Source organism: Agromyces ramosus, from assembly GCF_030817175.1.
Taxonomy (GTDB): Bacteria; Actinomycetota; Actinomycetes; order Actinomycetales; family Microbacteriaceae; genus Agromyces; species Agromyces ramosus_A.
The window spans coordinates 3,464,988-3,490,599 of record NZ_JAUSYY010000001.1 but is presented as its reverse complement, the minus strand read 5'-3'; the positions used below and the strand labels follow the sequence as shown (position 1 = coordinate 3,490,599).

General features: G+C 70.8%; 25 protein-coding genes. 9 read left to right on the top strand and 16 right to left on the bottom strand.

Going from position 1 to position 25,612, the window contains the following annotated elements; translation table 11 throughout:
- Positions 1 to 29: 29 nt before the first annotated feature.
- Positions 30 to 1,148, bottom strand: coding sequence for an aldo/keto reductase (locus tag QFZ26_RS16340; protein WP_307043980.1), 1,119 nt, complete (start codon positions 1,146 to 1,148; stop codon positions 30 to 32).
- Positions 1,149 to 1,286: 138 nt separating this feature from the next.
- Here QFZ26_RS16340 and QFZ26_RS16335 point away from each other — a divergent pair, with 138 nt between their 5' ends.
- The 3 genes from QFZ26_RS16335 (at position 1,287) to QFZ26_RS16325 (ending at position 3,792) form a co-directional block, all read left to right on the top strand.
- Complete coding sequence (locus tag QFZ26_RS16335) at positions 1,287 to 1,997, top strand: TetR family transcriptional regulator (protein ID WP_307043978.1); 711 nt, start codon at positions 1,287 to 1,289, stop codon at positions 1,995 to 1,997.
- A 65-nt stretch (positions 1,998 to 2,062) separates the two neighbouring features.
- Entirely contained in the window at positions 2,063 to 2,998 is a 936-nt protein-coding gene (locus QFZ26_RS16330; protein ID WP_307043975.1) for an ABC transporter ATP-binding protein, read from the top strand.
- Entirely contained in the window at positions 2,995 to 3,792 is a 798-nt protein-coding gene (locus QFZ26_RS16325; protein ID WP_307043973.1) for an ABC transporter permease subunit, read from the top strand. Before QFZ26_RS16330 ends, QFZ26_RS16325 begins: the two co-directional genes overlap by 4 nt.
- A 76-nt stretch (positions 3,793 to 3,868) precedes the next feature.
- Here QFZ26_RS16325 and QFZ26_RS16320 read toward each other — a convergent pair whose 3' ends face one another.
- From QFZ26_RS16320 to QFZ26_RS16285, 8 genes are all read right to left on the bottom strand, one after another.
- Positions 3,869 to 4,684, bottom strand: coding sequence for an HpcH/HpaI aldolase/citrate lyase family protein (locus QFZ26_RS16320; RefSeq protein WP_307043971.1), 816 nt, complete (start codon positions 4,682 to 4,684; stop codon positions 3,869 to 3,871).
- Positions 4,681 to 5,214 (bottom strand): MaoC family dehydratase, encoded by a 534-nt coding sequence (locus QFZ26_RS16315; protein WP_307043969.1) that lies wholly within the window; start codon positions 5,212 to 5,214, stop codon positions 4,681 to 4,683. Before QFZ26_RS16315 ends, QFZ26_RS16320 begins: the two co-directional genes overlap by 4 nt.
- A gap of 9 nt (positions 5,215 to 5,223) precedes the next feature.
- On the bottom strand, positions 5,224 to 6,384 hold the full coding sequence (locus tag QFZ26_RS16310; protein WP_307043967.1) for an acyl-CoA dehydrogenase family protein: 1,161 nt from the start codon (positions 6,382 to 6,384) through the stop codon (positions 5,224 to 5,226).
- A gap of 8 nt (positions 6,385 to 6,392) precedes the next feature.
- On the bottom strand, positions 6,393 to 8,462 hold the full coding sequence (locus QFZ26_RS16305; protein WP_307043964.1) for an acetyl/propionyl/methylcrotonyl-CoA carboxylase subunit alpha: 2,070 nt from the start codon (positions 8,460 to 8,462) through the stop codon (positions 6,393 to 6,395).
- Between the two features lie 111 nt (positions 8,463 to 8,573).
- Positions 8,574 to 10,187, bottom strand: coding sequence for a cytochrome b/b6 domain-containing protein (locus QFZ26_RS16300; protein WP_307043962.1), 1,614 nt, complete (start codon positions 10,185 to 10,187; stop codon positions 8,574 to 8,576).
- Positions 10,188 to 10,190: 3 nt separating this feature from the next.
- Positions 10,191 to 11,177, bottom strand: a complete 987-nt coding sequence (locus tag QFZ26_RS16295) for an electron transfer flavoprotein subunit alpha/FixB family protein (RefSeq protein WP_307043960.1) — start codon at positions 11,175 to 11,177, stop codon at positions 10,191 to 10,193.
- Between the two features lie 9 nt (positions 11,178 to 11,186).
- A complete protein-coding gene (locus QFZ26_RS16290) occupies positions 11,187 to 11,960 on the bottom strand; it encodes an electron transfer flavoprotein subunit beta/FixA family protein (RefSeq protein WP_307043958.1) in 774 nt (257 codons plus the stop codon).
- Positions 11,961 to 12,110: 150 nt separating this feature from the next.
- Positions 12,111 to 12,674 carry a TetR/AcrR family transcriptional regulator gene (locus QFZ26_RS16285; RefSeq protein ID WP_307043957.1) on the bottom strand — a complete coding sequence of 188 codons (564 nt, stop codon included), beginning with the start codon at positions 12,672 to 12,674 and terminating at the stop codon, positions 12,111 to 12,113.
- A gap of 99 nt (positions 12,675 to 12,773) precedes the next feature.
- On the opposite strand from QFZ26_RS16285, the gene QFZ26_RS16280 reads away from it, so the two are divergent.
- Complete coding sequence (locus QFZ26_RS16280; protein WP_307043955.1) at positions 12,774 to 13,502, top strand: MBL fold metallo-hydrolase; 729 nt, start codon at positions 12,774 to 12,776, stop codon at positions 13,500 to 13,502.
- Positions 13,503 to 13,508: 6 nt separating this feature from the next.
- On the opposite strand, the gene QFZ26_RS16275 is transcribed toward QFZ26_RS16280, so the two are convergent.
- Positions 13,509 to 15,116: a carboxyl transferase domain-containing protein gene (locus QFZ26_RS16275; RefSeq protein ID WP_307043953.1), complete on the bottom strand. Its 1,608-nt coding sequence runs from the start codon at positions 15,114 to 15,116 to the stop codon at positions 13,509 to 13,511.
- A 104-nt stretch (positions 15,117 to 15,220) separates the two neighbouring features.
- Between QFZ26_RS16275 and QFZ26_RS16270 the strand changes: the two genes are divergently transcribed.
- Positions 15,221 to 15,850: a TetR/AcrR family transcriptional regulator gene (locus QFZ26_RS16270; protein ID WP_307043951.1), complete on the top strand. Its 630-nt coding sequence runs from the start codon at positions 15,221 to 15,223 to the stop codon at positions 15,848 to 15,850.
- On the top strand, positions 15,829 to 16,311 hold the full coding sequence (locus QFZ26_RS16265; protein WP_307043949.1) for a GNAT family N-acetyltransferase: 483 nt from the start codon (positions 15,829 to 15,831) through the stop codon (positions 16,309 to 16,311). Before QFZ26_RS16270 ends, QFZ26_RS16265 begins: the two co-directional genes overlap by 22 nt.
- Positions 16,312 to 16,348: 37 nt before the next feature.
- On the opposite strand, the gene QFZ26_RS16260 is transcribed toward QFZ26_RS16265, so the two are convergent.
- The 4 genes from QFZ26_RS16260 to pdhA are packed head-to-tail and all read right to left on the bottom strand — an operon-like array spanning position 16,349 to position 20,294.
- Positions 16,349 to 16,660, bottom strand: coding sequence for a 4a-hydroxytetrahydrobiopterin dehydratase (locus QFZ26_RS16260; RefSeq protein WP_307043948.1), 312 nt, complete (start codon positions 16,658 to 16,660; stop codon positions 16,349 to 16,351).
- A 27-nt stretch (positions 16,661 to 16,687) separates the two neighbouring features.
- Positions 16,688 to 18,130, bottom strand: coding sequence for a dihydrolipoamide acetyltransferase family protein (locus tag QFZ26_RS16255; protein ID WP_307043946.1), 1,443 nt, complete (start codon positions 18,128 to 18,130; stop codon positions 16,688 to 16,690).
- A gap of 5 nt (positions 18,131 to 18,135) precedes the next feature.
- Positions 18,136 to 19,146 (bottom strand): alpha-ketoacid dehydrogenase subunit beta, encoded by a 1,011-nt coding sequence (locus QFZ26_RS16250; RefSeq protein ID WP_307043944.1) that lies wholly within the window; start codon positions 19,144 to 19,146, stop codon positions 18,136 to 18,138.
- Positions 19,143 to 20,294 carry a pyruvate dehydrogenase (acetyl-transferring) E1 component subunit alpha gene (gene pdhA / locus QFZ26_RS16245; RefSeq protein ID WP_307043942.1) on the bottom strand — a complete coding sequence of 384 codons (1,152 nt, stop codon included), beginning with the start codon at positions 20,292 to 20,294 and terminating at the stop codon, positions 19,143 to 19,145. Before pdhA ends, QFZ26_RS16250 begins: the two co-directional genes overlap by 4 nt.
- A 165-nt stretch (positions 20,295 to 20,459) precedes the next feature.
- On the opposite strand from pdhA, the gene QFZ26_RS16240 reads away from it, so the two are divergent.
- Both QFZ26_RS16240 and QFZ26_RS16235 read left to right on the top strand, forming a co-directional pair.
- Complete coding sequence (locus QFZ26_RS16240; RefSeq protein ID WP_307043940.1) at positions 20,460 to 20,924, top strand: Lrp/AsnC family transcriptional regulator; 465 nt, start codon at positions 20,460 to 20,462, stop codon at positions 20,922 to 20,924.
- 5 nt (positions 20,925 to 20,929) lie between these two features.
- Complete coding sequence (locus QFZ26_RS16235) at positions 20,930 to 21,820, top strand: ATP-grasp domain-containing protein (RefSeq protein ID WP_307045112.1); 891 nt, start codon at positions 20,930 to 20,932, stop codon at positions 21,818 to 21,820.
- A gap of 65 nt (positions 21,821 to 21,885) precedes the next feature.
- On the opposite strand, the gene QFZ26_RS16230 is transcribed toward QFZ26_RS16235, so the two are convergent.
- Positions 21,886 to 24,168, bottom strand: coding sequence for a polyribonucleotide nucleotidyltransferase (locus tag QFZ26_RS16230; RefSeq protein WP_307043938.1), 2,283 nt, complete (start codon positions 24,166 to 24,168; stop codon positions 21,886 to 21,888).
- Between the two features lie 396 nt (positions 24,169 to 24,564).
- Here QFZ26_RS16230 and QFZ26_RS16225 point away from each other — a divergent pair, with 396 nt between their 5' ends.
- A complete protein-coding gene (locus tag QFZ26_RS16225) occupies positions 24,565 to 24,756 on the top strand; it encodes a DUF5302 domain-containing protein (protein WP_307043936.1) in 192 nt (63 codons plus the stop codon).
- Here QFZ26_RS16225 and QFZ26_RS16220 read toward each other — a convergent pair whose 3' ends face one another.
- The gene (locus tag QFZ26_RS16220) at positions 24,757 to 25,479 is read right to left on the bottom strand and encodes an SGNH/GDSL hydrolase family protein (protein ID WP_307043934.1); all 723 of its coding nucleotides are present in this window, start codon (positions 25,477 to 25,479) and stop codon (positions 24,757 to 24,759) included.
- Positions 25,480 to 25,612 lie beyond the last annotated feature (133 nt).

The window sequence follows — 25,612 nt, the reverse complement described above, 5'->3', positions numbered from 1 at the left end:
TGCGGCACGGCGAGCCGCTCGGCGTGGCGTCAGGTTGAAGCGCGGTCGAGTTCGACGAGCTCCGAGCGCTGCAGCTCGACGGATGCCGCGGCGACGAGCGCGTCGACCTGGTCGGGCCGGCTCGCGCTCACGACCGGTGCGACGACCGTCGGCTTGGCGAGCAGCCATGCGAGCGCGATGGTCGCCGGCTGCACGCCGTGCGCGAAGGCGATCTCGTCGACCGCGGTGAGCACGCGGTGGCCGCGCCGCCCGAGGTGGCGGGCCTGCCGGGCCCCGCGTGCGTCGTGGCGCACGTCGGCCCGACGCCGTACTTGCCCGCCGAGGAATCCGTTCGCAAGTCCGAAATAGGGCAGGACGGCCAGTCCCTGCGCGTGCGCGACGAGTTCGGGCGCACCCTCGAACGGGAGACGGTCCATGAGGTTGTACCTCGCGGTGAGCAGCTGGAACCGCGGCAGCCCGTTGGCGGCGAGGACCCGAGCCTCGATGAGTCGTTCGGGCGAGAAGTCGGAGGCGCCGATCACGCCCACCTTGCCCGCGGCGATGAGCGCGTCGACCGCGCCGAGGCTCTCCTCGAGCGGGACCATGGGGTCGTCGCCGTGGAAGTACAGCACGTCGATGCGGTCGGTGCGGAGCCGCGTGAGCGAGTCGTCGACGGCCGCTGTGAGGTCGACCGGGCCGAGGCCGCGGTGGTCGGGGTGACGCCCGACCTTCGTCATGACGGTCATGCGGTCGCGCGTGCCGCGGGAGTCCATCCACGTGCCGATGATCGATTCGCTGCGGCCGGCCGCGTAGCTGTCGGCGGTGTCGACGAGCGTTCCGCCGACCCCGGCGTAACGGTCGAGCACATCGAAGGCCGCTTCGGGTCCGAGCGTCCACCCGAAGGTGCTGCCACCCAGAGCGAGCGGATGCGCCTCGATGCCGGTCTCGCCGATGGCAACGCGGCACGGCACGGTGATCGGACCGGAGATGGGGTTCGAGGAGAGCGTGTCACCCAAGGATGAGGCGTGACGGATCGCCGCGTCGGCTGCCGTCACCTCGACACCGGCGACGGACGTTCGTGCCAGATCGGTGTCGAGCTCGGTGGCCTCGGCGAGTGCCGCCCCCGCGACGCTCGCCGTGTTGGCTCGATACAGGTGCCGTCGTGCCACGCGCTCCTCCTCCCCAGGATTGACTTCGACCATACGTGGCGGGGTATGCGCTCCGAGAAACGCCGCGTGAACTGTTATCGAATCGTTTGCAGCCAGAGGTCTTGCCGCCGGGCTGAGCAATTGTTTAGCATGGTGAACATGCGTTCAACCCGCTCCACCGACCTCACGGCGAACGCCCGCATCCGCGACGCCGCGATCGCCCGATTCGGCACGCACGGCTACGACGGCACGTCGGTTCGCGACATCGCGCGCGACGCCGGGGTGAGCCCAGGCCTCGTCATCCACCACTTCGGCTCGAAAGACGGACTGCGCCAGGCGTGCGACGAGTGGCTCGTCCGCGAGCTGGTGAGCGAGAAGGGGCTGACGGAGGGGCCGGCGATCGCGGAGACGATGCGCGGCTGGCTCGATGACCCGAGCCGTTTCCATCCGTTCATCGAGTACTTCGCGACCATGCTGGCGGCGGGCGGCGAGGGCGGCAACCGGCTCTTCGACCTGCTGCTCCGCGAGACGGCCGCCATGCTCGAGCACGGCGTCGACACCGGCGCGATGCATCCAAGCGACGACCCCGAGATGCGCGCCGTCATGATCACGCTCAACGGCCTCGCGCCGCTCCTCCTCCGCGAGCAGGTCGCGCGGGTGCTCGGCGTGCCGCTCGACAGCTCGGCGGGCGTGCGCCGAATGACCCTGCCGTCGCTCGAGCTCTACACCCACGGCCTCTACACCGACACGACCGTGCTCGACGCCGCCCGTGCGGCCCTCGAGGGCACCATCGCCACCGGCGAGACCATGCGTTCCGACAAGGGACCCGGCAACCCGAACCAGGACCCCGATCCCCCGCGCACCGACTGACACGTCACAACCGACGGAGCACCGCTGGGGCATCCGTCGACCACTCGACCTCGGAACGGACCGGAATGACCACGACCGCAACCGCCGCCGTCACGACGCGCGGCCTCACGAAACGATACGGATCACGCACGGCGCTCCACGGCATCGACCTCGACATCGCCCGAGGCGGCGTGTTCGGCGTCATCGGGCCGAACGGCGCCGGCAAGACCACGACGATGCGCCTGCTCCTCGACATTATCCGCCCGTCGGGCGGCGAGCTGCGCGTGCTCGGCGAGGAGCCGCGCACCGGAGGGGCCGCGTTGCGGCGCCGCATCGGGTACCTGCCCGGTGAGCTGCACCTCGCGAGCCGCATCCGGGGCCGCGAGCTGCTCGCGCACTATGCGCACATCTCCGGGCCGGTGCGCGCCGGCGTCGTCGACTCGCTCGCCGATCGACTCGGCCTCGATCTCGCACGGCCCGTCCGCAGCCTCTCGAAGGGGAACAAGCAGAAGCTCGGCCTGATCCAGGCGTTCATGCACGAGCCCGAGCTGCTCGTGCTCGATGAGCCGACGAGTGGGCTCGACCCCCTCGTGCAGCAGGAGTTCCTTCGCATGCTGCACGAGGTGAAGCGGCGCGGCGGCACCGTCCTCCTGAGCTCGCACGTGCTGAGCGAGGTGCAGCAGGCGGCCGACGAGGTCGCCATCCTCCGCGCCGGCAACATCGTGAAGCTCGCGACGGTCGCCGGCCTCCGCGAGGCGGCGGTGCGCCGGGTGCGGGTGATCGTCGCCGAGGCCGATGCTCCCGCACTCCAGGCGACGCTCGAACGCGTGCCGGGCGTGGCGGAGCTGCGCGTCTCAGGCGACCTGCCGGGCACGGTCGGCGTCGAGGCCACCCTCGACACGCATGTCGACTCGTTCGTCAAGGCGCTCGCCGGGCACGACCTCGTCGATCTGACCATCGAGGAGCCTGACCTCGAGCAGTCCGTCCTCGCCTACTACGACGACGAGGCGGGCGTGCAATGAACCGGGTGCTTCCCCTCTTCCGCCGCACTCTCGCGGACTCCTGGCGCGGACTCGCCGGCTGGACCGCCGGCGTCGTCGCGACGTTGTTGCTCTACCTGCCGATCTACCCGTCGTTCGGCGGCAACGGCCAGATGCAGGAGCTGGTCGAGTCGCTTCCGCCTGAGCTCGTGCGCACCATCGGCTACGACCAGATCAGCACCGGCGCCGGCTACGCCCAGTCGACGTTCTTCGGCCTGGTCGGGTTCGTGCTGCTCACGATCGCCGCGGTCGGCTGGGGCACCGGCGCGATCGCGAACGACGAGGAGAACGGACAGCTCGAGCTCACCCTCGCGCACGGCGTGACGCGTGGCCAGGTGCTCGCGGAACGCAGCGCCGCAGTGCTCGTGAAGCTCGCCTGGCTCGCCCTCGTCGCCGTCGTGACGGTGCTCGCGCTGAACGAGCCGTCGGAGCTCGGCATCGAGGTCGGGCCGCTGGTCGCGACCTCAGCCGCGCTCGTCGGCCTGAGCTTCCTCTCGGCGGCGGCCGCGATCGCCGTCGGCGCCATCGCCGGCCGGCGCAGCTGGGCCCTCGGGGCCGGCGCGGGCATCGCGGTCTACGGCTACGTCATGAACGCCCTCTCGAACCAGAGCGACGACCTCGATGGCCTGCACGACTGGTCGCCGTATGCCTGGGCGTTCGGTTCCGAGCCGCTGACCAACGGCTGGGACTGGCGGATCTGGCTGCTCTACGCCGTTGCGGCGGTGCTCCTCGTGATCGGCTGGATCGTGTTCCGGCGCCGCGACGTCGCCGTCTGACGAGCGAGCGGATGCCGCGACCGAACGTGTGGTCGCGGCATCCGCTCGGCGTGCTCGAGGGCGTGGCCGCCGCAGCTCAGTGGCCGGCGCGCCGAAGCAGCGCCGCCGCCTGGCGGAGCAGCGGCGCATCGACCATCGAGCCGCGGAACGCGAACACGCCGGGCTCGTCGGCCGCAGCCGCGACGACCGCGCGCGCCCACTCGAGGCGGTCGGCGTCGGGGCGGTACGCCGCTCGCACGATGTCGGCCTGCGACGGGTGGATGCAGGCGGTTGCCGCGAAGCCCAGCGCTGCGGCGTCTTCAGCCTCGGCCCGGAGGCCGGCCGTATCGCCGATCTCGAGGTGCACGGCATCGACGGCGGCGATGCCGTTGCCGCCCGCCGCGAGGCACACCTGGGACCTGGCATGCCTCGCGACGTCGCGGTAGGTGCCGTCGGCGAAACGGCTCGACGAGCCGCCCAAGGAGGCGACGAGGTCTTCGGCGCCCCACATGAGGGCGGAGACGTTCGGCAGGGCGGCCACCTCGGCCGCGGCGAGCACCCCTCGCGCGGTCTCGGCGAGCGCGATGACCTCGAAGTCGGCGAGGGCGACGAGATCGGCCGTGTCCTCGCATTTCGCGAGCATCACCGTGCGGTACTCGGTCTCGGCGAGCGCTGCGAGGTCGCGGGCGAGGTGCGGCGTGGACGCGGGGTTCACACGCACGATCACGCGTTCGGCATCGAGGGGCGTTGCGACGAGCGCGGCACGCGCCGCCTCCTTCGCATCCTCGGCGACGGCATCCTCGAGATCGAGGATCACCGCGTCGGCGCGCTCGAGCGCTTTCGCGTACCGGTCGGGCCGGTCGGCCGGGCAGAAGAGCAGCGCGGGGCCGAAGCGGAACGGCGGGTGCGTCATCCGTCGGCCTCCTCGCGGCCGGCTCCACCAGCGGCCGCGGCCCGTTCGCCCGCCTCGCGCGTCCACACGAGCATCGTGCGGGACGCCGTGGCGACCACCACGCCATCTTGGTTGCGCGCCGTGTGGGCCAGCGAGACGACGCCCTCGCCGGGACGCGACGACGAGAGCCGTTTCGACTCCACGACACTCTCGCCGTAGAGCGTGTCGCCGACGAAGACCGGGTGCGGGAACGCGACCGCGCCGAATCCGAGGTTCGCCACGAGGGTGCCCTGCGTGAGCTGGCTGACGGACTGCCCCACGAGCGTGGAGAGCGTGAACAGCGAGTTCACGAGCCGCTGGCCGAACGGCTGGTCGGCCGACCATGCCGCGTCGAGGTGGAGCGGCTGCGGATTCATGGTGAGCGTGGTGAACAGGACGTTGTCGGCCTCAGTGACCGTGCGACCTGGACGATGCAGGTAGCGCACGCCCTCCTCGAACTCCTCGAACCAGAGGCCGCGTTGCACGACCTCGCGCATCGGGACATCCGTCATGGGGACCTCCTACTCGAGGCCCAGCTCACGTGCGATGACCATGAGCTGCACCTCGTTCGTGCCCTCGCCGATCTCGAGGATCTTCGAGTCACGGTAGTGCCTGGCGACGAGGCTCTCGTTCATGAAACCCATGCCGCCGAAGATCTGGGTGGCATCGCGCGAGTTGAGCATGGCCGCGTCACTCGAGACGAGCTTCGCCATCGCGGCCTCCTTCTTGAACGGGAGGCCCGCGTCGACACGCCGAGCGGCGTCGTGCCACGCAAGGCGGGAGGTGTACACGCGCGCCTGCATCTGGGCGATCGTGAAGGCGATGTACTGGTGGGAGGCGATGGGCACGCCGAAGACGTTGCGGGTCTTCGCGTAGGCGAGGGCCTCGTCGAGGCAGCCCTGCGCCACACCCGTCGCGAGCGCGGCGATCGCGATGCGCCCCTCGTCGAGCGTGCGCAGGAAGTTGGCGAAGCCGCGGCCCCGCTCACCGAGCAGGTTGGCGGCGGGCACCCGCACGTCGTCGAACGTCAGCGGGTGCGTGTCGGAGGCGCGCCAGCCCGACTTGTCGTATCCCGGGCCGACGGTGAAGCCGGGCGTGCCGTTCGGGACGATGATCGTCGACAACTCCTTCGACACCGAGCCGTCGGGGCGCGTGCGCTCACCGGTCACCGCCGTGACGGTGACGAACTTGGTGATCGGCGTGCCCGAGTTGGTGATGAACTGCTTCGAGCCGTTGATGACCCACTCGTCACCCTCGAGCACCGCCGTCGTGCGCGTGGCGCCGGCATCGGACCCGGCCTCGGACTCCGTGAGGCCGAACCCGGCGAGCGCGCGTCCGGCGACGAGGTCAGGCAGGTGTTCGGCCTTCTGCTCATCCGTTCCGTGACGGAAGATCGGCATGGTTCCCAGCCCGACGGCCGCTTCGAGGGTGATCGCGATGGACTGGTCGACACGGGCGAGTGCCTCGATGGCGAGCCCCAGCGCCATGTAGTCGCCGCCCTGGCCTCCGAGCTCCTCGGGGAATGGCAGGCCGAAGAGGCCGAGTTCGCCCATCTGCGCGACGACGTCCATCGACAACGTGTGGGTGCGGTCGGCCTCGTACGACTGGGGGGCGACCACGGTGTCGGCGAATTCGCAGACCATGTCGTAGAGCTGCTGTTCCTCGGGACTCAGGTCGTGCATGGTGTTCCTCATTCCTGGTGGGATGCGTGTGCGACGGCGCCCTCGTGAGGGCCGTCGGTCGAGTCGGATTCGGATGCCAGAGGGTGCGGCTCGATGCGTGCGACCGCTTGGTCACGACTCACGAGATCGCCCACGGCGACGCTGAGCCGAACGGTGCCGTCGAGTGCGGCGACGACGCGGTGCTCCATCTTCATCGCCTCGATGGCGACGATGGCGTCGCCCTCCTCGACCGCGTCGCCATCGACTGCGAACACCGCGGTGACGGTTCCCGGCATCGGTGCGCGCAGCTCGGGGTCGGCAGCGAGCGCGCCTCCGCGTTCGGTTGCGGCTCGACGATGCTCGGCGTGGGCGCGACGGTCGATGCGCACGAATGCGGCCGACTCGCCATCGCGGTGGACCCAGACCGAGCCGTCGTCGCCGACCCGTGAAACCGTGTCGTCGGGGCGGCGGGCAGGCTGGGTGCCGTCGGGCTCCGCCACGACCGACCGCACATCGTGCGGATGATCGCGCGGGGCGAGGAGCACCTCGGTGGGACGCGCAGACCCCGGGCGCCAGCCCATTGCCGACTGCCACGCTCTCGGCCCTATGGCGGCCGACGCGAGCCGGTCGGCGGCCTCGTCACTCGCGAGCCGGCGCGCAGCCGCCTCGACGAGCGATGGCGACAGGTCGGCGTGATCGAGCTCGGGCATCCGGTCGATCAATCCGGTGTCGAGGTCACCCGAGCGCACCGCGGGGTCGGCGAGCAGCCGTCGGAGGAAGGCGATGTTCGTGTCGACGCCGAGTACCACGGTGTCGGCGAGTGCGCGGTCGAGCCGGTCGAGGGCCTGAGCGCGATCGGAGCCGTACGTGATCACCTTGGCGATCATCGGATCGTAGTGGGCGGTGATCTCGAGCCCCTCGTCGATGCCCGCGTCGACTCGCACGCCCTCGCCGGCCGGAGCCCGCCAGGCGAGCACCGAACCCGTGGACGGGAGGAAGCCGCGGTGCGGGGTCTCGGCATAGACGCGGGCCTCGATCGCGTGCCCGCGCAGCTGGATCTCGTCCTGCGCGAAGGCGAGCCGCTCGCCCGCGGCGATGCGAAGCTGCTGCTCCACGAGGTCGACACCGGTGACGAGCTCCGTCACGGGGTGCTCGACCTGGAGCCGGGTGTTCATCTCGATGAAGAAGAACTCATCGGGCGCGACATCCGACACGAGGAACTCGACCGTGCCCGCACCCAGGTAGTCGACGCTTCGGGCGGCGTCGCACGCAGCCTGCCCGATCCGCGACCGCGTCGCGGCATCGAGCAGCGGTGACGGCGACTCCTCGATGACCTTCTGGTGCCGTCGCTGCAGGGAGCATTCGCGCTCTCCGAGGTGCACGACGGTGCCGTGTGCGTCGGCGAGCACCTGCACCTCGATGTGTCGGGGGCGCTCGATGAGCCGCTCGATCAGCAGCGTGTCGTCGCCGAAGGCCGCAAGCGCGATGCGGCGCGCCGCGGGCAGTGCTGCGGCGAGTTCGCCGGCATCGCGGGCGATCTGCATGCCCTTGCCGCCGCCGCCCGCCGACGGCTTCACGAGCACGGGGAAGCCGACGGGGTCGGCCGCCACGAGGAGCGCGGCATCGTCGAGCGTCGGGTCGGCGACGCCCGGCACCGTCGGCACACCCGACGCCTCGACGTGCTGCTTGGCACGGATCTTGTCGCCCATGACGTCGAGCGCCTCGATGCCGGGCCCGACGAACGCCAACCCCGCATCGCGGCACGCCCGGGCGAAGCCGGCATGCTCTGAGAGGAATCCATAGCCCGGGTGCACGGCCTCGGCGCCGGTCTCGAGGGCGGCGGCGATGATGCGCTCGGGGTCGAGGTAGCTCTCGGTCGCGGGCGCCGGCCCGATTCGCACCGCCTCGTCGGCGAGCCGCACGTGCGGCGCGTCGGCGTCGGCGTCGGAGTAGACGGCGATCGAGCGGATGCCGAGGCGGCGCAGCGTTCGGATGACCCGAACGGCGATCTCGCCGCGGTTGGCGACGAGCACTCGGTCGAAGGGCCGCGGCGGCGCGGCGTGCGGGCTCGGCGTCGATGGACGATCGGGCGGGCTCATGTGCGTGACCATCCGCGCCTCTCTGCGACAAGTCCGCGCGCCATCCAGTTAGCGCGCACTAACTGAAGTAGATGTTAGCGGTCGCTAACTGAAATGACAAGCGCCGCAGCGCTACCGACCGACCTTGCCGAACACTCCCGCGATCGGGGCAAGCACCGTCGGTCGAGCCGCGACCCACGCCGCCGCGATCACCACGAGTGAGGTGACGAAGATCCAGAAGCCCAGCCAGTTGTCGGCGTCTTGCGCCGCGTACATGTGGTTCAGGTTGCGAAGCATCCCGGTCGTGAAGACCAACACGACGTGCACCACGATGAAGGCGACGAAGTACAGCATCACCGGGAAGTGCACGGCGCGTGCCCACTCGACGGGGTAGACCCGGGTGAGCGTCGCCGCGTTCTTCGGCCAGACCCCCGACATGCGCACGCCGGTCGCGACGGCGAGGGGCGCCGCGATGAAGATCGTCGCGAAGTATGCGAGCACCTGGAGGCTGTTGTAGTTGACCCAGCCGTTCTCGAGCGGCCAGTCCAGCGACAAGTACTGGAGCCCGGCCGAGACCGCATTCGGGAGGTATTCCCAGCTCGTCGGCACGACGCGCATCCACTGGCCGGTGGCGAACAGGAGCACGACGAAGATGACGCCGTTCACCAGCCAGAGGACGTCGAGCGCCTGGTGGAACCACAGGTTCAGGCTGATCTTCCGCCCGAGTTTGGACCATCGCGGGGTCCAGAACGCGACCGGTCGCTTCTCGGTGCGCATCTGCAGCCCCGAGCGGATGATGAGCACGATGAGGAAGGCGTTGAAGAAGTGCTGCCAGCCGAGCCAGGCCGGCAGGCCCACCGGCGCACCCTCGGGCAGGTGCACCTCGCCCGGATAGGTCGCCAGGAAGTCCTGCATGAAGTCCAGCCCGAGGAACCACCGCGTGAGCTGGACGACGATGGTCGCGGCGCCGATGATCGCGAGGATGCCGACAACGGATGCGCCGACCCACTGCCTCGGCGTGAGCGTGCCGTATCGCTTCCAACCGGAGGCCGTGGTGGCGCTCGCCTGGGTCGCGGACGCCGCGGGCGCCGACGCCGCGGCGGTAGGGACCGGGGCGGGAGGTACTGCTGCGGGAGGTGCCGCTGCGGAAGGCGCGGGTGGTGGGGCGATGGGAGGTGCCGGCGCCGGGGGGACGGCGGTCGCGGGAACTGGAGCCGCCGGTACCGAGGCGACGACCGGCGCGGGGGCGGCCGTGGATACTGCGACCGGCACGACCGGCGATGGCGACGGCCACGGCTCTCCCGCGGCGACTCGCGGCAGGCCGCGACGTACCGCACTGACGGATGCCGCCGCGCGCGCAGCGGCGGGGGCGGGCTGTGGTGCGGCAGGCTGAGGAGCGGCCGGCAGTTGCCTCGACTCGCCGACACTCGCCGGTGGAGCGACGGCCGCGGCATCCGTCACCTCGGGGTCCGCCGCGCGAGGCGCCTCGCCGGCCTCCGGCCACGGCGGACCGCCCGTCGCCCGCGGAAGCCCGCTTCGAAGGCGAGCGTGCGATGCCGGTGCGACGACGACCGGAGCGGCCGCGACCGACGGAGCAGCTGCCGTTGCAACCGGTGCTTCAGCCGACGCGAGGGGCTCTGCCGGCGCGGCGACGAGGTCGTCGGGCGCCTCGCCGACCGGAGGCCAGGCGCCACCCCCGCGTTGGCGAGGAAGGCCGCGGCGCGCGGTCGGCATGTGGGCGGCCACTGGTCACCGCTTCCGCTCGGCGAGGGCGCTGATGAGCTGCGGCACGATGGTGAAGACATCGCCGACCACGCCGAAATCGGCGACCTCGAAGATCGGCGCGTCGGGGTCCTTGTTCACGGCGATGATGTTCTTGGCGGACTGCATGCCGGCGCGATGCTGGATGGCACCCGAGATGCCGAGCGCGATGTACAACTGCGGCGATACCGAGACGCCGGTCTGCCCCACCTGGTGACTCGCCGGGATGTAGCCGGCGTCGACGGCGGCGCGCGATGCGCCGATGGCGGCGCCGAGCGTGTCGGCGAGATCCTCGACGAGTGCGAACTTCTCGGCTGAGCCGAGGCCTCGACCGCCCGAGACGACCCGCGTCGCTCCCCGCAGCTCGGGGCGGCTCGACGTCTCGATCACGGGCTCGATCGAGTCGATGGTGGCGGACGCCGCGCCCGAGGCGTGCACGTCGAGTTGCTCGAGCGCAACGGGTCGTGCGTCGGCACGCGTTTCGATGGCGCCCTGTCGCACGGTCACGACGAGCGGTCCGAAGGTCGCGGCGGAGTCGACGCTGTACGCACTGCCGTAGACGGAGTGGTGGGCGATGATGCCCTCGTCGTCGCGCGAGACGCCGATCGCGTCGACGGCGATCGCGGCGCTCGTGCGGGCGGCGAAGCGGCCTGCGATGTCGCGGCCGTCGATCGAGTTCGAGACGAGCACGGCGTGAGGGTCGACGGCAGCGACGGCGGCCTCGAGCGCGTCGACGAGCGGCACCGTGAGCTGGGACTGCGTCGAGTTCGTCTCGACGGCGAGGACCTTGGCTGCTCCGGCAGCGGCAGCCTGCTCGGCGAGCGCTTGCGCCTGGCCGGGCGGGACGACCGCGAGGGCAATGGGCGTGCCGATGAGCGAGGCGGCGCCGAGGAGACCGGCGGCGCTCGTGGCGAGTTCACCGCCCGGCGAGGTCTCGAGGAGCACGAGGATCGAGTCTGCGGGGTAGTCGGGCATGTGTTCCTCTCAGACCAGCCGGTTCGCGATCAGGTACTCGGCGATCTTCGTGCCGCCATCGCCCTCATCGGTGATCTTGATGCCCGCTGCACGCGGGGGCCGCTCGGCGATGGCGGTCATGATCGACATGGCGACCGAGAAATCATTCGGCTCGATGCCGAGATCTGCCAGGCTCAACGTCTCGAACGGCCTCTTCTTGGCCGCCATGATGCCTTTGAAGTTCGGGAAGCGCGCATTGGGGAGCGCCTCCGTGATCGAGACGACGGCGGGCAGCTTCGTGCTGACACGCATGGTGCTGTCGTCGGTGTTGCGCGTGCCCGACACCGAGTCGGCCGTGATCTCGACCGAGGAGAGGGCGGTCGCGTTCGGCACGTCGAGCAGTTCGGCCAGCATCGCGGGAAGCACGCCGCCGCTTCCGTCGGTCGAGAGGTTGCCGGTGATCACGAGGTCGAACCCCGTTCGGCGGATCGCGGCCGCGAGTACGCGGGCGGTCAGACCGAGGTCGGCTCCGGCGAGGGCGGGGTCGGCGACGTGCACGGCGGATGCCGCTCCCATCGCGAGGCCCTTGCGAACGGTCGCGGCTGCGCTCTCGGGCGCCATCGACACGACGACGACCTCGGCATCGTTCGAGTCGGCGAACGAGAGCGCCACCTCGAGTGCCCGCTCACTGATCTCGTCGAGCACGGCTTCGCTCGCGGCACGGTCGGCGAGTCCCGTCTCGAGGTCGAGCTTGCGTTCCCCGTAGGTGTCGGGGACCTCCTTCACGAGGACGACGATCTTCATCGGGCCGGGGTCCTTTCCTCTGCCGGTGAGCAGCGGCGCACACCCACGGCCTCTCGCAACGATGCCTCGCATGCGCACAGTTAACGCGCACTAACTGAAACCGATGCTAGTGCGGGGTCCCGGGAATGGCAAGAGGCCGCCTGGCACAACTCACCCACGCCGCGTCAGGGCCTCCGTGAGGGTGACGATGCCGAACTCGAACGCGCGGTCGACGTCGCCGCCGAGGCGGAACGCGCCCGAGAGCTCCATTCCGACGAACCCGTTCAGCCAGGCGGTCACGGTTCGCGCCGCGTCGAGCGCGCGCTCCTCGCCGGCGAGCTCGGCCGCGATGCGGATCACCGTGGCGCTCGCCCGCGCAAGCGACTCGGGATCGAGGTCGAGATCGGCGCCGGGGCTGAACACGACCCCGAATGCGACCGGCCGCCCGCGCGCGAACGATCTCACGGCGCGCGCGAGCGCCGCGAGGGCCCGTCGCGGATCGGGCTCGCCCGCGGCGGCGGCATCCAGCCGGTCGCCGAGCTCGCGGATGGTCGCCTCCGCGACGCGCGCGACGAGCTCGCTGCGATCGCGCACCCGCTTGTAGAGCGATGGCGCACGCACGCCGACTCGGTCGGCGACGGCCTGCATCGTGAGGCCTGAGAGACCGCCTGATTCGAGCAGCGAGCGTCCGGCGGCGACGATCTCGTCGAGCGAGGTGCGGTCGGGTGTCGGCATCGGGACTCCATCCATCGGTTCGTACGGCTATTGACCGTAGCCATCATAGCTATGTAGCATAGCTATCACCATCACGACACACTCGACCGGCAAGGAACCATGATGAGACTCGGCCCCTCCCTGCACCGCATCGGCTCCGACATCGTGGCGGTCTACCTCGTCGACACGGCCGAGGGCGTCACGGTCATCGACGCCGGGCTCGCCGGCCAGTGGCGAGAACTCACGGCCGAGCTCGAGGCGATGGGCCGTTCGCTCGTCGACATCCGAGGAGTGGTGCTCACCCACGGCGACACCGACCACATCGGCTTCGCCGAGCGGCTGCGCCGCGACCACGGCGTGCCGATCCACGTGCACGAGGCTGACGCGGCCCGCGCCCGCGGCGAGGTCGCCTCGAAGCCCGAATGGGGCCACATGAAGGTCGGCCCCACGGCGCGATTCCTCTGGTACGCCCTGCGGAACAGCGGGCTGCGCACGACGCCGCTCACCGAGGTCGTCGCCGTTCGCGACGGCGACGTGCTCGACCTCCCCGGCGCGCCGCGGGTGATCGGCATGCCGGGGCACTCCCCCGGCAGCATCGCGATCCACGTCCCCATCGCCGACGCCGTGTTCGTCGGCGACGCGCTCACCACGAGGCACGTGCTCACCGGCGCGCTGGGCCCGCAGCCGGCGCCGTTCACCGACGACCCCGCCGAGGCGCTTGCGTCACTCCGCCGGCTCGAGGGGCTCGGAGCCACCTGGGTGCTCCCCGGCCACGGCACGCCGTGGAACCGCGGCGTCGACGAAGCGGTGCGCGAGGTCAGCGAGGCCGCCGCGGCATCGGGGTCGTAATCCCGCTCACATCCGGAACAGGCCGAACGCCGGCTCGGGCAGCGGGGTGCGACTCGCGAGCTCGAGGGCCATCGCGAGCACCGTGCGAGTGTCGGCCGGATCGATGATGCCGTCGTCCCAGAGCCGTGCGGTCGAGTGATACGGGCTGCCCTGGTCGTCGTACTGCGCGCGGATCGGCGCCTTGAAGGCCTCGGCTGCGGCATCCGACCACTCTTCGCCCTTGACCGCGAGCTGGTCGCGCTTGACCGTCGAGAGCACGGATGCCGCCTGCTCGCCGCCCATCACCGAGATGCGCGCGTTCGGCCACATCCAGAGGAACCGCGGCGAGTACGCGCGGCCGCACATGGAGTAGTTGCCCGCACCGAACGAACCGCCGATCACCACCGTGAACTTCGGCACACGCGTGGTCGCCACAGCGGTGACCATCTTCGCGCCGTGCTTGGCGATGCCGCCCGCCTCGGCGTCGCGGCCCACCATGAAGCCCGAGATGTTCTGCAGGAAGACGAGCGGGATGCCCCGCTGGTCGCAGAGCTCGATGAAGTGGGCGCCCTTCATGGCCGATTCCCTGAACAGCACGCCGTTGTTCGCGATGATGCCCACCGGGTGCCCGTCGAGATGCGCGAAGCCCGTGACGAGGGTGTCGCCGTACTCGCGCTTGAACTCGGCGAACTCGCTGCCGTCGACGAGCCGCGCGATCACCTCGCGCACGTCGTAGGGCTCCTGCACGTCGACCGGCACGGCCGCGGTCAGTCCGGCCGGGTCGACCGCGGGCGGGCGGGGCTCGCGCACGGCCCAGGCCCGCGGCGCCTGCTCGGGCAGGGTCGCGACCATGTCGCGCAGGATCTCGAGCGCGTGCTCGTCGTCGTCGGCGAGGTGATCGGTGACGCCCGAGATGCGCGAGTGCAGCTCACCGCCACCGAGCTCCTCGGGTGTGACGACCTCGCCGATGGCCGCCTTCACGAGCGGCGGGCCGCCGAGGAAGATGGTGCCCTGGTTGCGTACGATGACGCTCTCGTCGCTCATGGCCGGCACATACGCGCCGCCCGCGGTGCACGAGCCGAGCACGGCGGCGAGCTGCGGGATGCGCGCGGCCGAGAGCTGCGCCTGGTTGTAGAAGATCCGGCCGAAATGCTCGCGATCGGGGAACACCTCGTCTTGCAGCGGGAGGAATGCGCCGCCCGAGTCGACCAGGTAGACGCACGGCAGCCGGTGCTCCTTGGCGACCTCTTGGGCGCGGAGGTGCTTCTTCACGGTCATCGGATAGTAGGTGCCGCCCTTGACGGTGGCGTCGTTGCACACCACCATGACCGGGCGCCCGTGCACGAGCCCGATTCCCGTGATGATGCCGGCGCCCGGCGAGTCGCCGTCGTAGAGGCCCTCGGCTGCGAGCGGCGAGAGCTCGAGGAAGGGGCTGCCCTCGTCGAGCAGCCGGTCGACGCGGTCGCGGGGCAGCAGCTTGCCGCGTGCGACGTGTCGTTCGCGGGACACCTGCGGCCCGCCGAGCGCCGCGGTCGCGACCCGCGAACGCAGTTCGCCGACGAGCTCGGCGAGTGCCGCTGCATTCGCCCGGGCGCGCTCGCTTGCAGGGTCGATGGCCGTGTGCAGGATTCCCATCCGGTCCGCCTGTCCTCGTCGACGGCGCGTCCTCTTGTGAACGGCGCCGGATTTCGGTTAGTGTGCACTAACTCGATTCCCGATGTTAGCGAGCACTCACCGACATGGCAAGCACACTCGGCGCCGCCGACGCGGCTTCGGTTCCCGTTCTCACCGAACGCAGCCGCCAGAAGGCCGACCGTCGCGCCGCGATCCTCAGCGCGGCGGCGACGCTCTTCGCCGAACGCGGCTACGCCGGTGTGACCATCGAAGACCTCGGCACCGCGGTCGGCGTGTCCGGTCCGGCCGTCTACCGGCACTTCCCCGGCAAGGCGGCCGTGCTCGCCGCGATCCTGCAGGGCGCCAGCCAAGCACTGCTCGACGGTGCCGAGCGGGTGCTCGAACAGGCACCCGACGAGGCATCCGCTCTCCGCTCGCTCATCGCCCACCATGTCGACTTCGCGCTCGGCGACGCCGATGTCATCCTCGTGCAGGACCGCGAGCTCGAGCAGCTCGATCTCGGTGCCCGGCACGAGGTGCGGCTCCTCCAGCGCCGCTACGTCGAACACTGGGTCGACGTGCTCTCCCGACTCCGGCCCGATCGGGCCGAGGCGGAGCTCAGGTTCCGGGCTCACGCGGCCTTCGGCCTCCTGAACTCCACTCCGCACAGCGCCCGCATCCCTGGGCGCAGACCCGCCGACGGCACCATCCGCGGCATCTTGGAGGAGATGGCATGGGCGAGCCTCATGTCGTGACCCTGCGCGCGACCCGCGCCGGCGATCTCGACGCACTGTTCCAGTTCGCGCGGCATCCCGGGGCGGTGCACATGGCCGCGTTCACGGCGGCAGACCCCGACGACCGCGCATCGTTCGACGCGCACTGGCAACGCCTGCTCGCCGACCCGGCCGTCGACGCGCGCACCATCCGCGCCGACGGCGACATCGCGGGCAGCGTCGCCCGCTGGTTCGACGACGGCCTCGCCGAGATCACCTACTGGATCGACCCCGAACGCTGGGGCCAGGGCATCGCGACCCGCGCGATGCGGCTCTTCATCGATTCCCTGCCCGAGCGTCCGGTGCGTGCCCGCGTCGCCTCCGACAACGCCGGCTCCATCGCAGTGCTCGAGAAGCTCGGGTTCCGGCAGCTCGCCATCGAGGTCGGCTTCGCGAACGCCCGCGGTACCGAGCTCGAGGAGCGCGTCTACACGCTCGACTGAGAGCGGCGGGCGGATGCCGCCCGCACGCGCTGAGCGCTCAGTTGCCGGGTTTCGCGCCCTGCTCCTCGGCGATGTCGCCGATGCGACGGGCGAGCGCGAGGTCGCGCGAGGTCACGCCCCCGACATCGTGCGAGGAGAGCTCGAACTCGACCCTGCCCCAGCCGAGCCGGATGTCGGGATGGTGATCGGCCTCATCGGCGACGACGGCGACGGCGTCGACGAGACGCACGGCACTCGCGAAGTCGGCCGTGGCGTACGCGCCGGCCAGCTGTTCGCCGACGTGGACGAAGGCGGTGCCAGCGAGTTCGTCGGCGGTATCGTCAGGCGAGAGGATGCGCTGTTGGTCCATGTGCACATCCTCCCGCTGACGTGGTGTTCACGCCATGGTGAGCGCGACACCCGGCTCTCTGAGGATCGCGCCGATGTCCGCGAGGAACCGTGATCCCTGCGCCCCGTCGACGAGCCGGTGATCGAACGAGAGGCTCAACGTCATGATCTCGCGCAGGGCGATCTCACCGCGATGCTCCCACGGCTGCCGGCGCACGGCGCCCATGGCGAGGATCGCCGCTTCTCCGGGGTTGAGGATCGGCGTGCCCGCGTCGATGCCGAACACCCCGATGTTCGTGATCGAGATGGTGCCGCCCGACAGGTCGGCCGGGGTCGTCCGCCCGGCGCGAGCCGTCTCGGCGAGCGCGGTGATCGCGTCGGCGAGCTCGATGAGCGTGAGCCGCTCGGCGCCCTTGACGTTCGGCACGACGAGGCCGCGTTCGGTGGCCGCCGCGATGCCGAGGTTCACGCCGCCGAACTGCACGATCTCCTGCGCGTCGTCGTCCCAGCGCGCGTTGACCTCGGGCGTGCGTCGAGCGGCGATGCAGAGTGCCTTGGCGACGACCGCGAGCGGGGTCACCTTGTGGCCCGCGAAGGCGCGATCGTCGCGGATGCCCCGCAGGAGCTCCATCGTGCCGGTCACGTCGATCGTGAGGAACTCGGTGACGTGCGGTGCGGTGAACGCGCTGCGCACCATCGCCGCCGCGGTGTGCTTGCGCACGCCCTTGATCGGGATCCGCGTCTCACCGGCGGCCGGCGGCCCGGCAACCCGGCGTGTCGTGACGGTGGGCTCCGCCGCGGCGAGCGGCTGAGCGGATGCCGCGAGCTCGACGTCGTCACGCGTGATGAGCCCGCGCTCCCCCGTGCCGGTCACGGCCTCGAGGTCGACGCCGAGGTCGCGTGCGAGCTTGCGCACCGGCGGCGTGGAGCGCGGCCGCTCGGCGGGGCGCTCACGCGTGCCGTGGCCATCAGCCGACGGCACCCCCGCAGGTGCGGGTGCGGTCTCCGGCGAGGGCGCGACCTCGCCGCCGGCGGGGATCGATGGTACGAGCTCATCCACGAGCGACGCGCTGCGGCGGGTGCGGCGCTTCGGACCGCCCTCGTCGCGGGCGCCGTAGCCGACGAGGTTCGGCCCGGGCGCGGCATCCGTCACCGGGGTCGCCTCGCTCGACGACGTCGCCGTCGTCGCAGCCGCCGCAGCAGCCGGCTCTCGGCCCGCGGCGTCAGGCTCGTCGGCGACGGAGACGGGGCCGTCGCCCGTCTCGCAGGAGAAGAGCGGCGCGCCGACGTCGATGGTCTCGCCCTCGGCGGCGTGCAAGGCCGTGACGACGCCGGTGAACGGCGACGGCAGCTCGACGACGGCCTTGGCCGTCTCGACGTCGGCGATGATCTGGTTGAGCTCGACGCGATCGCCCACGGCGACCCGCCAGGCGACGATTTCGGACTCGGTGAGACCCTCACCGAGGTCGGGCAGTGCGAAGTCGCGGATCATGCTCGTCACGCCTCCACCCCGCTCAGCGAGTTCGGACGCCCGAGCACCCGGTCGACGCCGTCGAGGATGCGGTCGAGGTCGGGCAGGTGGTGCCGCTCGAGCTTCGCCGGCGGGTACGGGATGTCGTGGCCGGTCACGCGCACCGGCGCGGCCTCGAGGAACTCGAAGCACCGCTCGGTGATGCTCGCGGCGATCTCGGCCCCGACGCCGCCCTGCTGGCCGGCCTCGTGGGTGACCACGAGGCGTCCGGTACGGCGCACGGATGCCTCGACCGTCGCATAGTCGACGGGCGCGAGCGATCGCAGGTCGATGACCTCGATCGAGACCCCGTCTTCGGCCGCCGCGATGGCCGCGTCTCGCGCGGTCTGCACGAGGGCGCCGTAGGTCACGAGCGTGACGTCGGTGCCGTTCGTGATGGTCGTCGCGACGCCCATGGGGCGCGCGTCGGCGACGCTCGCGGTCTCATCGACCTCGCCCTTCACGTGATAGCGGCGCTTTGGCTCGAAGAAGAGCACCGGGTCGTCGCTCGCGATGGCCTGCTGGATCATGACGTAGGCGTCGGCGGGGTTGGAGCACGCGACGACGCGGAGCCCCGCGGTGTGGGCGAAGTACGCCTCGGGCGACTCCGAGTGATGCTCGGCCGCGCCGATGCCGCCCCCGAACGGCACGCGAATCGTGATCGGCATGCGCACGTTGCCGCGCGAGCGGTAGTGGAGCTTCGCGACCTGGGCGACGATCTGGTCGAAGCCGGGGTAGATGAACCCGTCGAACTGGATCTCGACGACCGGGCGGAAGCCGCGGTACGCGAGCCCCACGGCGGTGCCGACGATGCCGGCCTCCGACAGGGGGGTGTCGACGACGCGGTTCGCGCCGAACTCGGCCTTCAGTCCGTCGGTGACCCGGAACACCCCGCCCAGGGTACCGATGTCCTCACCCATCAGCACGACCTTGTCGTCGCCGGCGAGCGAGCGCCGGAGGCCGGCGTTCAGGGCTTTCGCGAGGGTGAGCGTCGTCATCGTGCGGCTCCTTCGGCAGCACCGGATGCCGCGGCATCCGGGTCATCGAACAGCGCCAGGTAGCGCGTGTAGTGGTCGCGCTGGCGGTCGACGTGGCTGTTCGGCTCGGCGTAGACATGGTCGAAGACGCTGAGCGGTGCGGGGTCGGGGATCGTCGTGACCGCGGCGCGGAGCTCCGTCGCGGCGACATCGGCCTCGGCCGCGACGTCGCGCTCGAAGCCCGCGACGTCGACGCCGGATGCCTCGAGCAGGGCCAGCACGCGGGTGAGCGGGTCGCGCGCCCGCCAGTCGGCGAGCTCGTCATCGGTGCGGTAGCGCTTGGGGTCGTCGGCCGTCGTGTGCGGTCCCATGCGGTAGGTGACGGCCTCGATGAACGTCGGCCCATCGCCGCGCCGTGCACGGTCGAGCGCGATGCGGGTCGCGGCGAGCACGGCCAGCACGTCGTTGCCGTCGACTCGGATGCCGGGCATCCCGAAGCCATCGGCGCGGCGTGCGAGGTGCTGCTTCGATTGCAGGCCGACGGGCTCGGAGATCGCCCACTGGTTGTTCTGGCAGAAGAAGACGACGGGGGCGTCGAAGCTCGCGGCGAAGACGAGGGCCTCGTTCACGTCGCCCTCGCTCGTGGCGCCGTCGCCGAAGTAGGCGACTGCCGCGGCGTCCGACCCCTCCCAAGCGGCGCCCATCGCCCAGCCGGTCGCGTGCAGCGCCTGCGCGCCGATGATGATCTGCGGCACGGCCATGCCGCGGTCGAAGGGGTTCCAGCCCGAGGACGCCGTGCCGCGCCAGACCGTGAGGAGCTCGGCCGGCTCGACGCCGCGGCACCACGCCACGGCGTGCTCGCGGTAGCTCGAGAAGGCGAAGTCGTCGTCGCGAAGCGCGCGTGCCGAACCGATCTGGGCGGCCTCCTGGCCGGCGAGGGGCGGCCAGAGCCCGAGCTCGCCCTGTCGCTGCAGTGCGGTGGCCTCGGTGTCGAGCCGGCGCACGATGGCCATGTCGCGGTAGAGGCGACCGAGGGCGGCGGCGTCGATGTCGGTGATCCAGGCATCGAAGTCCGCGTTCGCGCGCCGCTCGCCGGTGGGGCTCACGAGTTGCACGAAGTCGTCGGGGCGGGTCAACAGCCCGGTGGCGTCTCGGTCGGATGGGGTCATCGTCGATCCTCGCTATCGGCGGGCCTGCTTCGTGGGCGGCCCGCGCCCGGCAACTCTGCCGGATACTTGAGCCTACGTCGATCTGGCACACAGCTCAACCGAGCGAGCCGCCGTTGAGCATGTTGCCAAGTTGCAACCGCGATTCAGGTGCTATCGTGTGGCGATATGAGCGGTTATGACGCGATCGACCGGGCCCTCCTCGTCGCCCTCGCCCCCGACCCCAGGGCGACCGTCGTGGCGCTGGCCGACCAGCTCGGCCTCTCGCGCAACACGGTGCAGGCGCGGATGTCGCGCCTCGAGGCATCCGGCGCCTTCCTCTCCTTCGAGCGCAGCATGGACCCGGCGCCGCTCGGCTATCCGCTCGAGGCGTTCATCGCCGTGCATGTGCGGCAGAAGCGACTGCGCGATGTCGTCGACGAGATCGCCGAGATCCCCGAGGTCATCCAGGCGCACGGGCTCTCCGGCGCCGTCGACCTGCTCGTGCGCGTCGTCTGCCGTGATGCCCACGACCTCTTCCGCATCGACGGCGAGATCCTCGCGATCGACGGGGTCGAGCGCACCGAGACGTCGCTCGCCATGGGAGAGCTGATCCCCTACCGGCTGGGCCCGCTCCTCGACCGCACGGCGTGACACCGATGCGCGTCGCGGTGCTCCGGTGCGAGCGGCTCCCGCGGTTCGTGACGTGGGAGATATCCGACGTGGAGTCGCTGTTCGGCGACGACCGGCGGCTCATCGAGGCGTTCGCCGAGCGCGGCGTCGATGCCGAGCCGGTGGCGTGGAGCGACCCCGCTGCCGATTGGAGAGCGTACGACGCGGCCGTATTGCGCAGCACCTGGGATTACGTCGACCGCCCCGCGCGGTTCCTCGAGACGGCTGCGGCGATCGAACGGTCGGGCTGCATGCTCCTCAATCCGCCGGACGCCGTGCGGTGGAATGCCGACAAGCGCTACCTCGACGACCTCGACCGGCTGGGCGTCCCCATCGTGCCGCTCGTTCGCGGAACGCCTGCCGATGCGACCCGGATCCGCGCAGCGATCACCGATTCGGGGTGGCGCGAACTCGTGCTGAAGCCCGCCGTCGGCGTCGGAGGGTCGGGTGTCGTGCGCACCGACCTGGCGTCGCTCGAGGACGTGCTCCAAGCCATTCCGTCCGGCACCGAGGTGATGGTGCAACCCTTCGTCGACGCGATCCTCGACGAGGGAGAGCTCTCGTTCATCTTCGTCGGCGGAGCACTGAGCCATGTGCTGCGCAAGCGGCCGGCGAAGGGCGACTTCCGTGCACACGGGATCTACGGCGGCACGGTCGTCGCAGCGGCTGCGAGCGCCGGTGACGCGGCCGAGGTGGAGGCGATGCTCGCCCGCCTGCCCTTCGACCTGCTCTACGCCAGATTCGATGTCGTGCGCGTCGACGGGCGCCTCGCGGTGCTCGAGCTGGAGCTCATCGAACCGATGCTCTACTTCGACCTCGCGCCCGGCAGCGCCGGCCGCCTCGCCGATGCGACGCTCGCGAGGCTCGCCGGCGCCTGAAGGGGGCCGAGACGACGGATGCCCGCCCTGCCGAAGCAGGACGGGCATCCGAACGAGACGATCGACTACGCGTCGACGCCCTCTGCGGGCTCCTCGGCGTGCACGCCGCTCGAGTCGCGGCCGTCGGTGTCGGCGTCTTCGGCCAGCACCGGGGCGAGCGAGAGCTTTCCGCGGTCGTCGATCTTCGTGATCTCGACGAGGATCTTCTGGCCGACGCCGAGCACGTCGTCGACGTTCTCGACGCGCTTGCCGCCGGCGAGCTTTCGCACCTCTGAGATGTGCAGCAGCCCGTCTTTGCCGGGGAGCAGCGAGACGAACGCGCCGAAGGCGGCGATCTTCACGACCGTGCCGAGGAACTGCTCACCGACCTCGGGGTTCGTCGGGTTCGCGATGGCGTTGACCTGGGCACGGGCGGCCTCGGCCGAGGGGCCGTCGGTCGCGCCGATGTAGACGGTGCCGTCTTCCTCGATGGAGATGTCGGCGCCGGTCTCGTCTTGGATCGCGTTGATCGTCTTGCCCTTCGGGCCGATCAGCTCGCCGATCTTGTCGACGGGGATCTGCACCGAGATGACGCGAGGCGCCGTGGCGGCCATCTCGTCGGGGCCGTCGATCGCGGCGTTGAGCACGGCGAGGATCGTCGTGCGGGCGTCCTTCGCCTGCGTCAGCGCGCCGGAGAGCACCGACGCGGGGATGCCGTCGAGCTTCGTGTCGAGCTGGATCGCCGTGACGAACTCCGACGTGCCGGCGACCTTGAAGTCCATGTCGCCGAGCGCGTCTTCCGCACCGAGGATGTCGGTGAGGGCCGCGTAGCGGGTCTCGCCGTTCACGGTGTCGGAGATGAGGCCCATCGCGATGCCGGCGACCGGGGCGCGCAGCGGCACACCGGCGTTGAGCAGCGACAGCGTGGACGCGCAGACCGAGCCCATGGAGGTCGATCCGTTGGAGCCGAGCGCCTCGGAGACCTGGCGGATCGCGTAGGGGAACTCCTCGCGCGTGGGCAGCACCGGCATGAGCGCGCGCTCGGCGAGTGCGCCGTGCCCGATCTCACGACGCTTCGGCGAACCGACACGACCCGTCTCACCCGTCGAGTACGGCGGGAAGTTGTAGTTGTGCATGTAGCGCTTCTTGGTGACCGGGCTCAGCGAGTCGATCTGCTGTTCGAGCTTCAGCATGTTCAGCGTGGTGATGCCCATGATCTGGGTCTCGCCGCGCTGGAAGATGGCTGAGCCGTGCACGCGGGGCACGACCTGCACCTCGGCATCGAGCGGACGGATGTCGGCGAGGCCGCGGCCGTCGATGCGGACGCCCTCTTCGAGGACCCGCGAGCGCACGACGTGCTTCGTGACCGACTTGTAGGCAGCGGAGACCTCATCGTTGGCGGACTGCGGGAGCTCGCCGTTCGACACCTTCTCGGCGACCTCGGCCTTGACGCGGGCCTTGAGCTCGTCGTCGGCGTTCTGGCGCTCGACCTTGCCGGCGATCTGGTAGATGCCCTTGAGCTCCTCGAGCGCGATCGCCTCGACGACGCTCTTCGTGCCCGGCTGGTAGGGCGGGAACGTCGGGTAGTCGGCGGTGGGCTTGGCTGCGGTCTTGGCGACCGACTGCTGCGCCTCGACGAGCTGCTTGATGAACGGCTTCGACGCCTCGATGCCCTGCGCGATGACCGCCTCGTCGGGCTTCGTCGCGCCGGCCTGGATCAGGTTCCACGCGTTGTCGGTGGCCTCGGCCTCGATCATCATGATCGCGACGTCCTGCGAGCCGTCGGCCTCGGTGACCACGCGACCGGCGACGACCATGCTGAACACGGCGTCCTCGATCTGCGAGTACTTCGGGAACGCGACCCACTGGCCGTCGATGAGCGCGACGCGGACGCCGCCGACCGGGCCGGAGAACGGCAGGCCCGAGAGCTGCGTCGAGAGCGACGCGGCGTTGATCGCGAGCACGTCGTAGTACTCGTCGGGCTCGATGGCGAGCACGGTGACGACGACCTGCACCTCGTTGCGGAGGCCCTCGACGAACGAGGGGCGCAGGGGGCGGTCGATGAGGCGGCAGGTGAGGATCGCCTCGGTCGAGGGGCGGCCCTCACGACGGAAGAACGAGCCGGGGATGCGGCCCGCGGCGTACATGCGCTCTTCGACGTCGATCGTGAGCGGGAAGAAGTCGAAGTGCTCCTTCGGCTGCTTGGAGACGGAGGTCGCCGACAGCAGCATGGTCTCTTCGTCGATGTAGGCGACGGCGGATCCCTGCGCCTGCTGGGCGAGACGGCCGGTCTCAAAGCGGATGGTGCGGGTGCCGAACTTGCCGTTGTCGATGACGGCTTCGGCGAACGTGATTTCAGGACCTTCCAAGAGGTCTTCTCCTTTGTTTTACGTCGCACCCCGTGTGGGCGCGACTCATACTCCGGAGCAGGGAACAGGCATTACGAAACGCATCAGACGATGCGCTCACGCTGGCCACCAGTAGAAGTCCACCACCCGACGCTCGTCGTTGGTGATCCACCACAGGGGACCAGCTTCCTGCCGGCCTGCTCCATCGGTGCTCGATGTTCAGTTGCTCGCCTGCATCCGAACGGATGTCGCGCCGCGTTCGCGGCACTCCAGACGAGGGCAACCCATCGGGTACCGACCCAATGCTAGCAGAGTGGCGATTTCCGGCCCATGAACCGCGGATGTCCCGTGAGCGCGGCACGCTCCCGACGCGGGCCTGCGCCGTGCACCCCTCGCATCCATGGCAGACTCGAATGCATGAGTTCCGACGAGCAGAGCACCACTGGCCCCTCCGAGGAGACGAAGCGCAAGTTCCGCGAGGCCCTCGATCGCAAGAACAAGGCCTCGAAGCAGCGAGAGGGCGAATCGCACCTCGACGGCGGCGGCGGCGCCCAGCACACGCAGGGCCCGGCCGACCACAAGCGCGAGTTCCGCCGCAAGAGCGGCTAGTCACCCGCCCGGCCGGATCACCGGCTCGAGCGCGGCCCGCTTCGGACCTCGTCCGTCACCCGCCACACGGCCGCGGAGGCGACGCAGCACCCACGGTGCCGCGTGCTTGCGCAACCACTCGAGGTCACCCACGCCACGAGCCGGCTGATCCTCGTCCGCGCGGTGCACGGCGAGCTCCAGCGCGCCGAGTTCGCTCGCGTCGGGCACGCCGAGCACCCGTGCGGCGGCATACGCGAGACCGCGGTGGCCGGTGGAGTTCAGGTGCACGCGATCCTCGGCCCATCGGTCGAGGGCGACGAGCTCCGAGTCCGCGGTCACCTCGAGCAGCATCGACCCGGTTCGCTCTGCCATCGCGCGGAGCCGCGCGTTGTACGCCGCGAACCGGCGTCGGAAGAGCGTCGTCGCCGGCCGCTGGGGCATGAACGGCGTCACGAGCAGCACGTCGGCGCCCGCCGCACGGATCGAGGCGATGCGCTCCTCCAGGCGATCGGCGAGCCGCACGGGGTCGACGCGTGCTCCGACGAGGTCGTTCGCGCCGACGAGCACCGAGACGAGATCGGCGCCGAGTGCTTCGGCCTCCGCGAGCTGCACCTCGACGACGTCACGCACCTTGCGGCTCCGTACCGCGAGATTCGCATACGAGACCGGCGCCGACGAGGGACTCGCGAGCGCGAGCAGCAGTGCGAGCCGGTCGGCCCAGCCGCGGTACTCGCCGTCCGGCATCCGGGAGACGTCGCAGAGACCCTCGGTCAGCGAGTCGCCGACGGCGACGTAGCGCCGCCACCGGCGCGAAGCGGGAACGCCGGGCGGCGCGATCGGTTCCGTCGACGTCGGCACCGGGGGCATCCGTCGACAC

Coding starts and splice junctions, on each gene's coding strand:
- QFZ26_RS16235 (WP_307045112.1), top strand. CDS start 20,930: ATGCGCGTCGCGGTGCTCCGGTGCGAGCGGCTCCCGCGGTTCGTGACG.
- QFZ26_RS16330 (WP_307043975.1), top strand. CDS start 2,063: ATGACCACGACCGCAACCGCCGCCGTCACGACGCGCGGCCTCACGAAA.
- QFZ26_RS16250 (WP_307043944.1), bottom strand. CDS start 19,146: ATGACGACGCTCACCCTCGCGAAAGCCCTGAACGCCGGCCTCCGGCGC.
- QFZ26_RS16310 (WP_307043967.1), bottom strand. CDS start 6,384: ATGCACGACCTGAGTCCCGAGGAACAGCAGCTCTACGACATGGTCTGC.
- QFZ26_RS16255 (WP_307043946.1), bottom strand. CDS start 18,130: ATGATCCGCGACTTCGCACTGCCCGACCTCGGTGAGGGTCTCACCGAG.
- QFZ26_RS16320 (WP_307043971.1), bottom strand. CDS start 4,684: ATGACGCACCCGCCGTTCCGCTTCGGCCCCGCGCTGCTCTTCTGCCCG.
- QFZ26_RS16305 (WP_307043964.1), bottom strand. CDS start 8,462: ATGAGCCCGCCCGATCGTCCATCGACGCCGAGCCCGCACGCCGCGCCG.
- QFZ26_RS16270 (WP_307043951.1), top strand. CDS start 15,221: ATGGCAAGCACACTCGGCGCCGCCGACGCGGCTTCGGTTCCCGTTCTC.
- QFZ26_RS16220 (WP_307043934.1), bottom strand. CDS start 25,479: ATGCCGGACGGCGAGTACCGCGGCTGGGCCGACCGGCTCGCACTGCTG.
- QFZ26_RS16335 (WP_307043978.1), top strand. CDS start 1,287: ATGCGTTCAACCCGCTCCACCGACCTCACGGCGAACGCCCGCATCCGC.
- pdhA (WP_307043942.1), bottom strand. CDS start 20,294: ATGACCCCATCCGACCGAGACGCCACCGGGCTGTTGACCCGCCCCGAC.
- QFZ26_RS16225 (WP_307043936.1), top strand. CDS start 24,565: ATGAGTTCCGACGAGCAGAGCACCACTGGCCCCTCCGAGGAGACGAAG.
- QFZ26_RS16275 (WP_307043953.1), bottom strand. CDS start 15,116: ATGGGAATCCTGCACACGGCCATCGACCCTGCAAGCGAGCGCGCCCGG.
- QFZ26_RS16315 (WP_307043969.1), bottom strand. CDS start 5,214: ATGACGGATGTCCCGATGCGCGAGGTCGTGCAACGCGGCCTCTGGTTC.
- QFZ26_RS16260 (WP_307043948.1), bottom strand. CDS start 16,660: ATGGACCAACAGCGCATCCTCTCGCCTGACGATACCGCCGACGAACTC.
- QFZ26_RS16265 (WP_307043949.1), top strand. CDS start 15,829: ATGGGCGAGCCTCATGTCGTGACCCTGCGCGCGACCCGCGCCGGCGAT.
- QFZ26_RS16295 (WP_307043960.1), bottom strand. CDS start 11,177: ATGCCCGACTACCCCGCAGACTCGATCCTCGTGCTCCTCGAGACCTCG.
- QFZ26_RS16290 (WP_307043958.1), bottom strand. CDS start 11,960: ATGAAGATCGTCGTCCTCGTGAAGGAGGTCCCCGACACCTACGGGGAA.
- QFZ26_RS16280 (WP_307043955.1), top strand. CDS start 12,774: ATGATGAGACTCGGCCCCTCCCTGCACCGCATCGGCTCCGACATCGTG.
- QFZ26_RS16240 (WP_307043940.1), top strand. CDS start 20,460: ATGAGCGGTTATGACGCGATCGACCGGGCCCTCCTCGTCGCCCTCGCC.
- QFZ26_RS16325 (WP_307043973.1), top strand. CDS start 2,995: ATGAACCGGGTGCTTCCCCTCTTCCGCCGCACTCTCGCGGACTCCTGG.
- QFZ26_RS16285 (WP_307043957.1), bottom strand. CDS start 12,674: ATGCCGACACCCGACCGCACCTCGCTCGACGAGATCGTCGCCGCCGGA.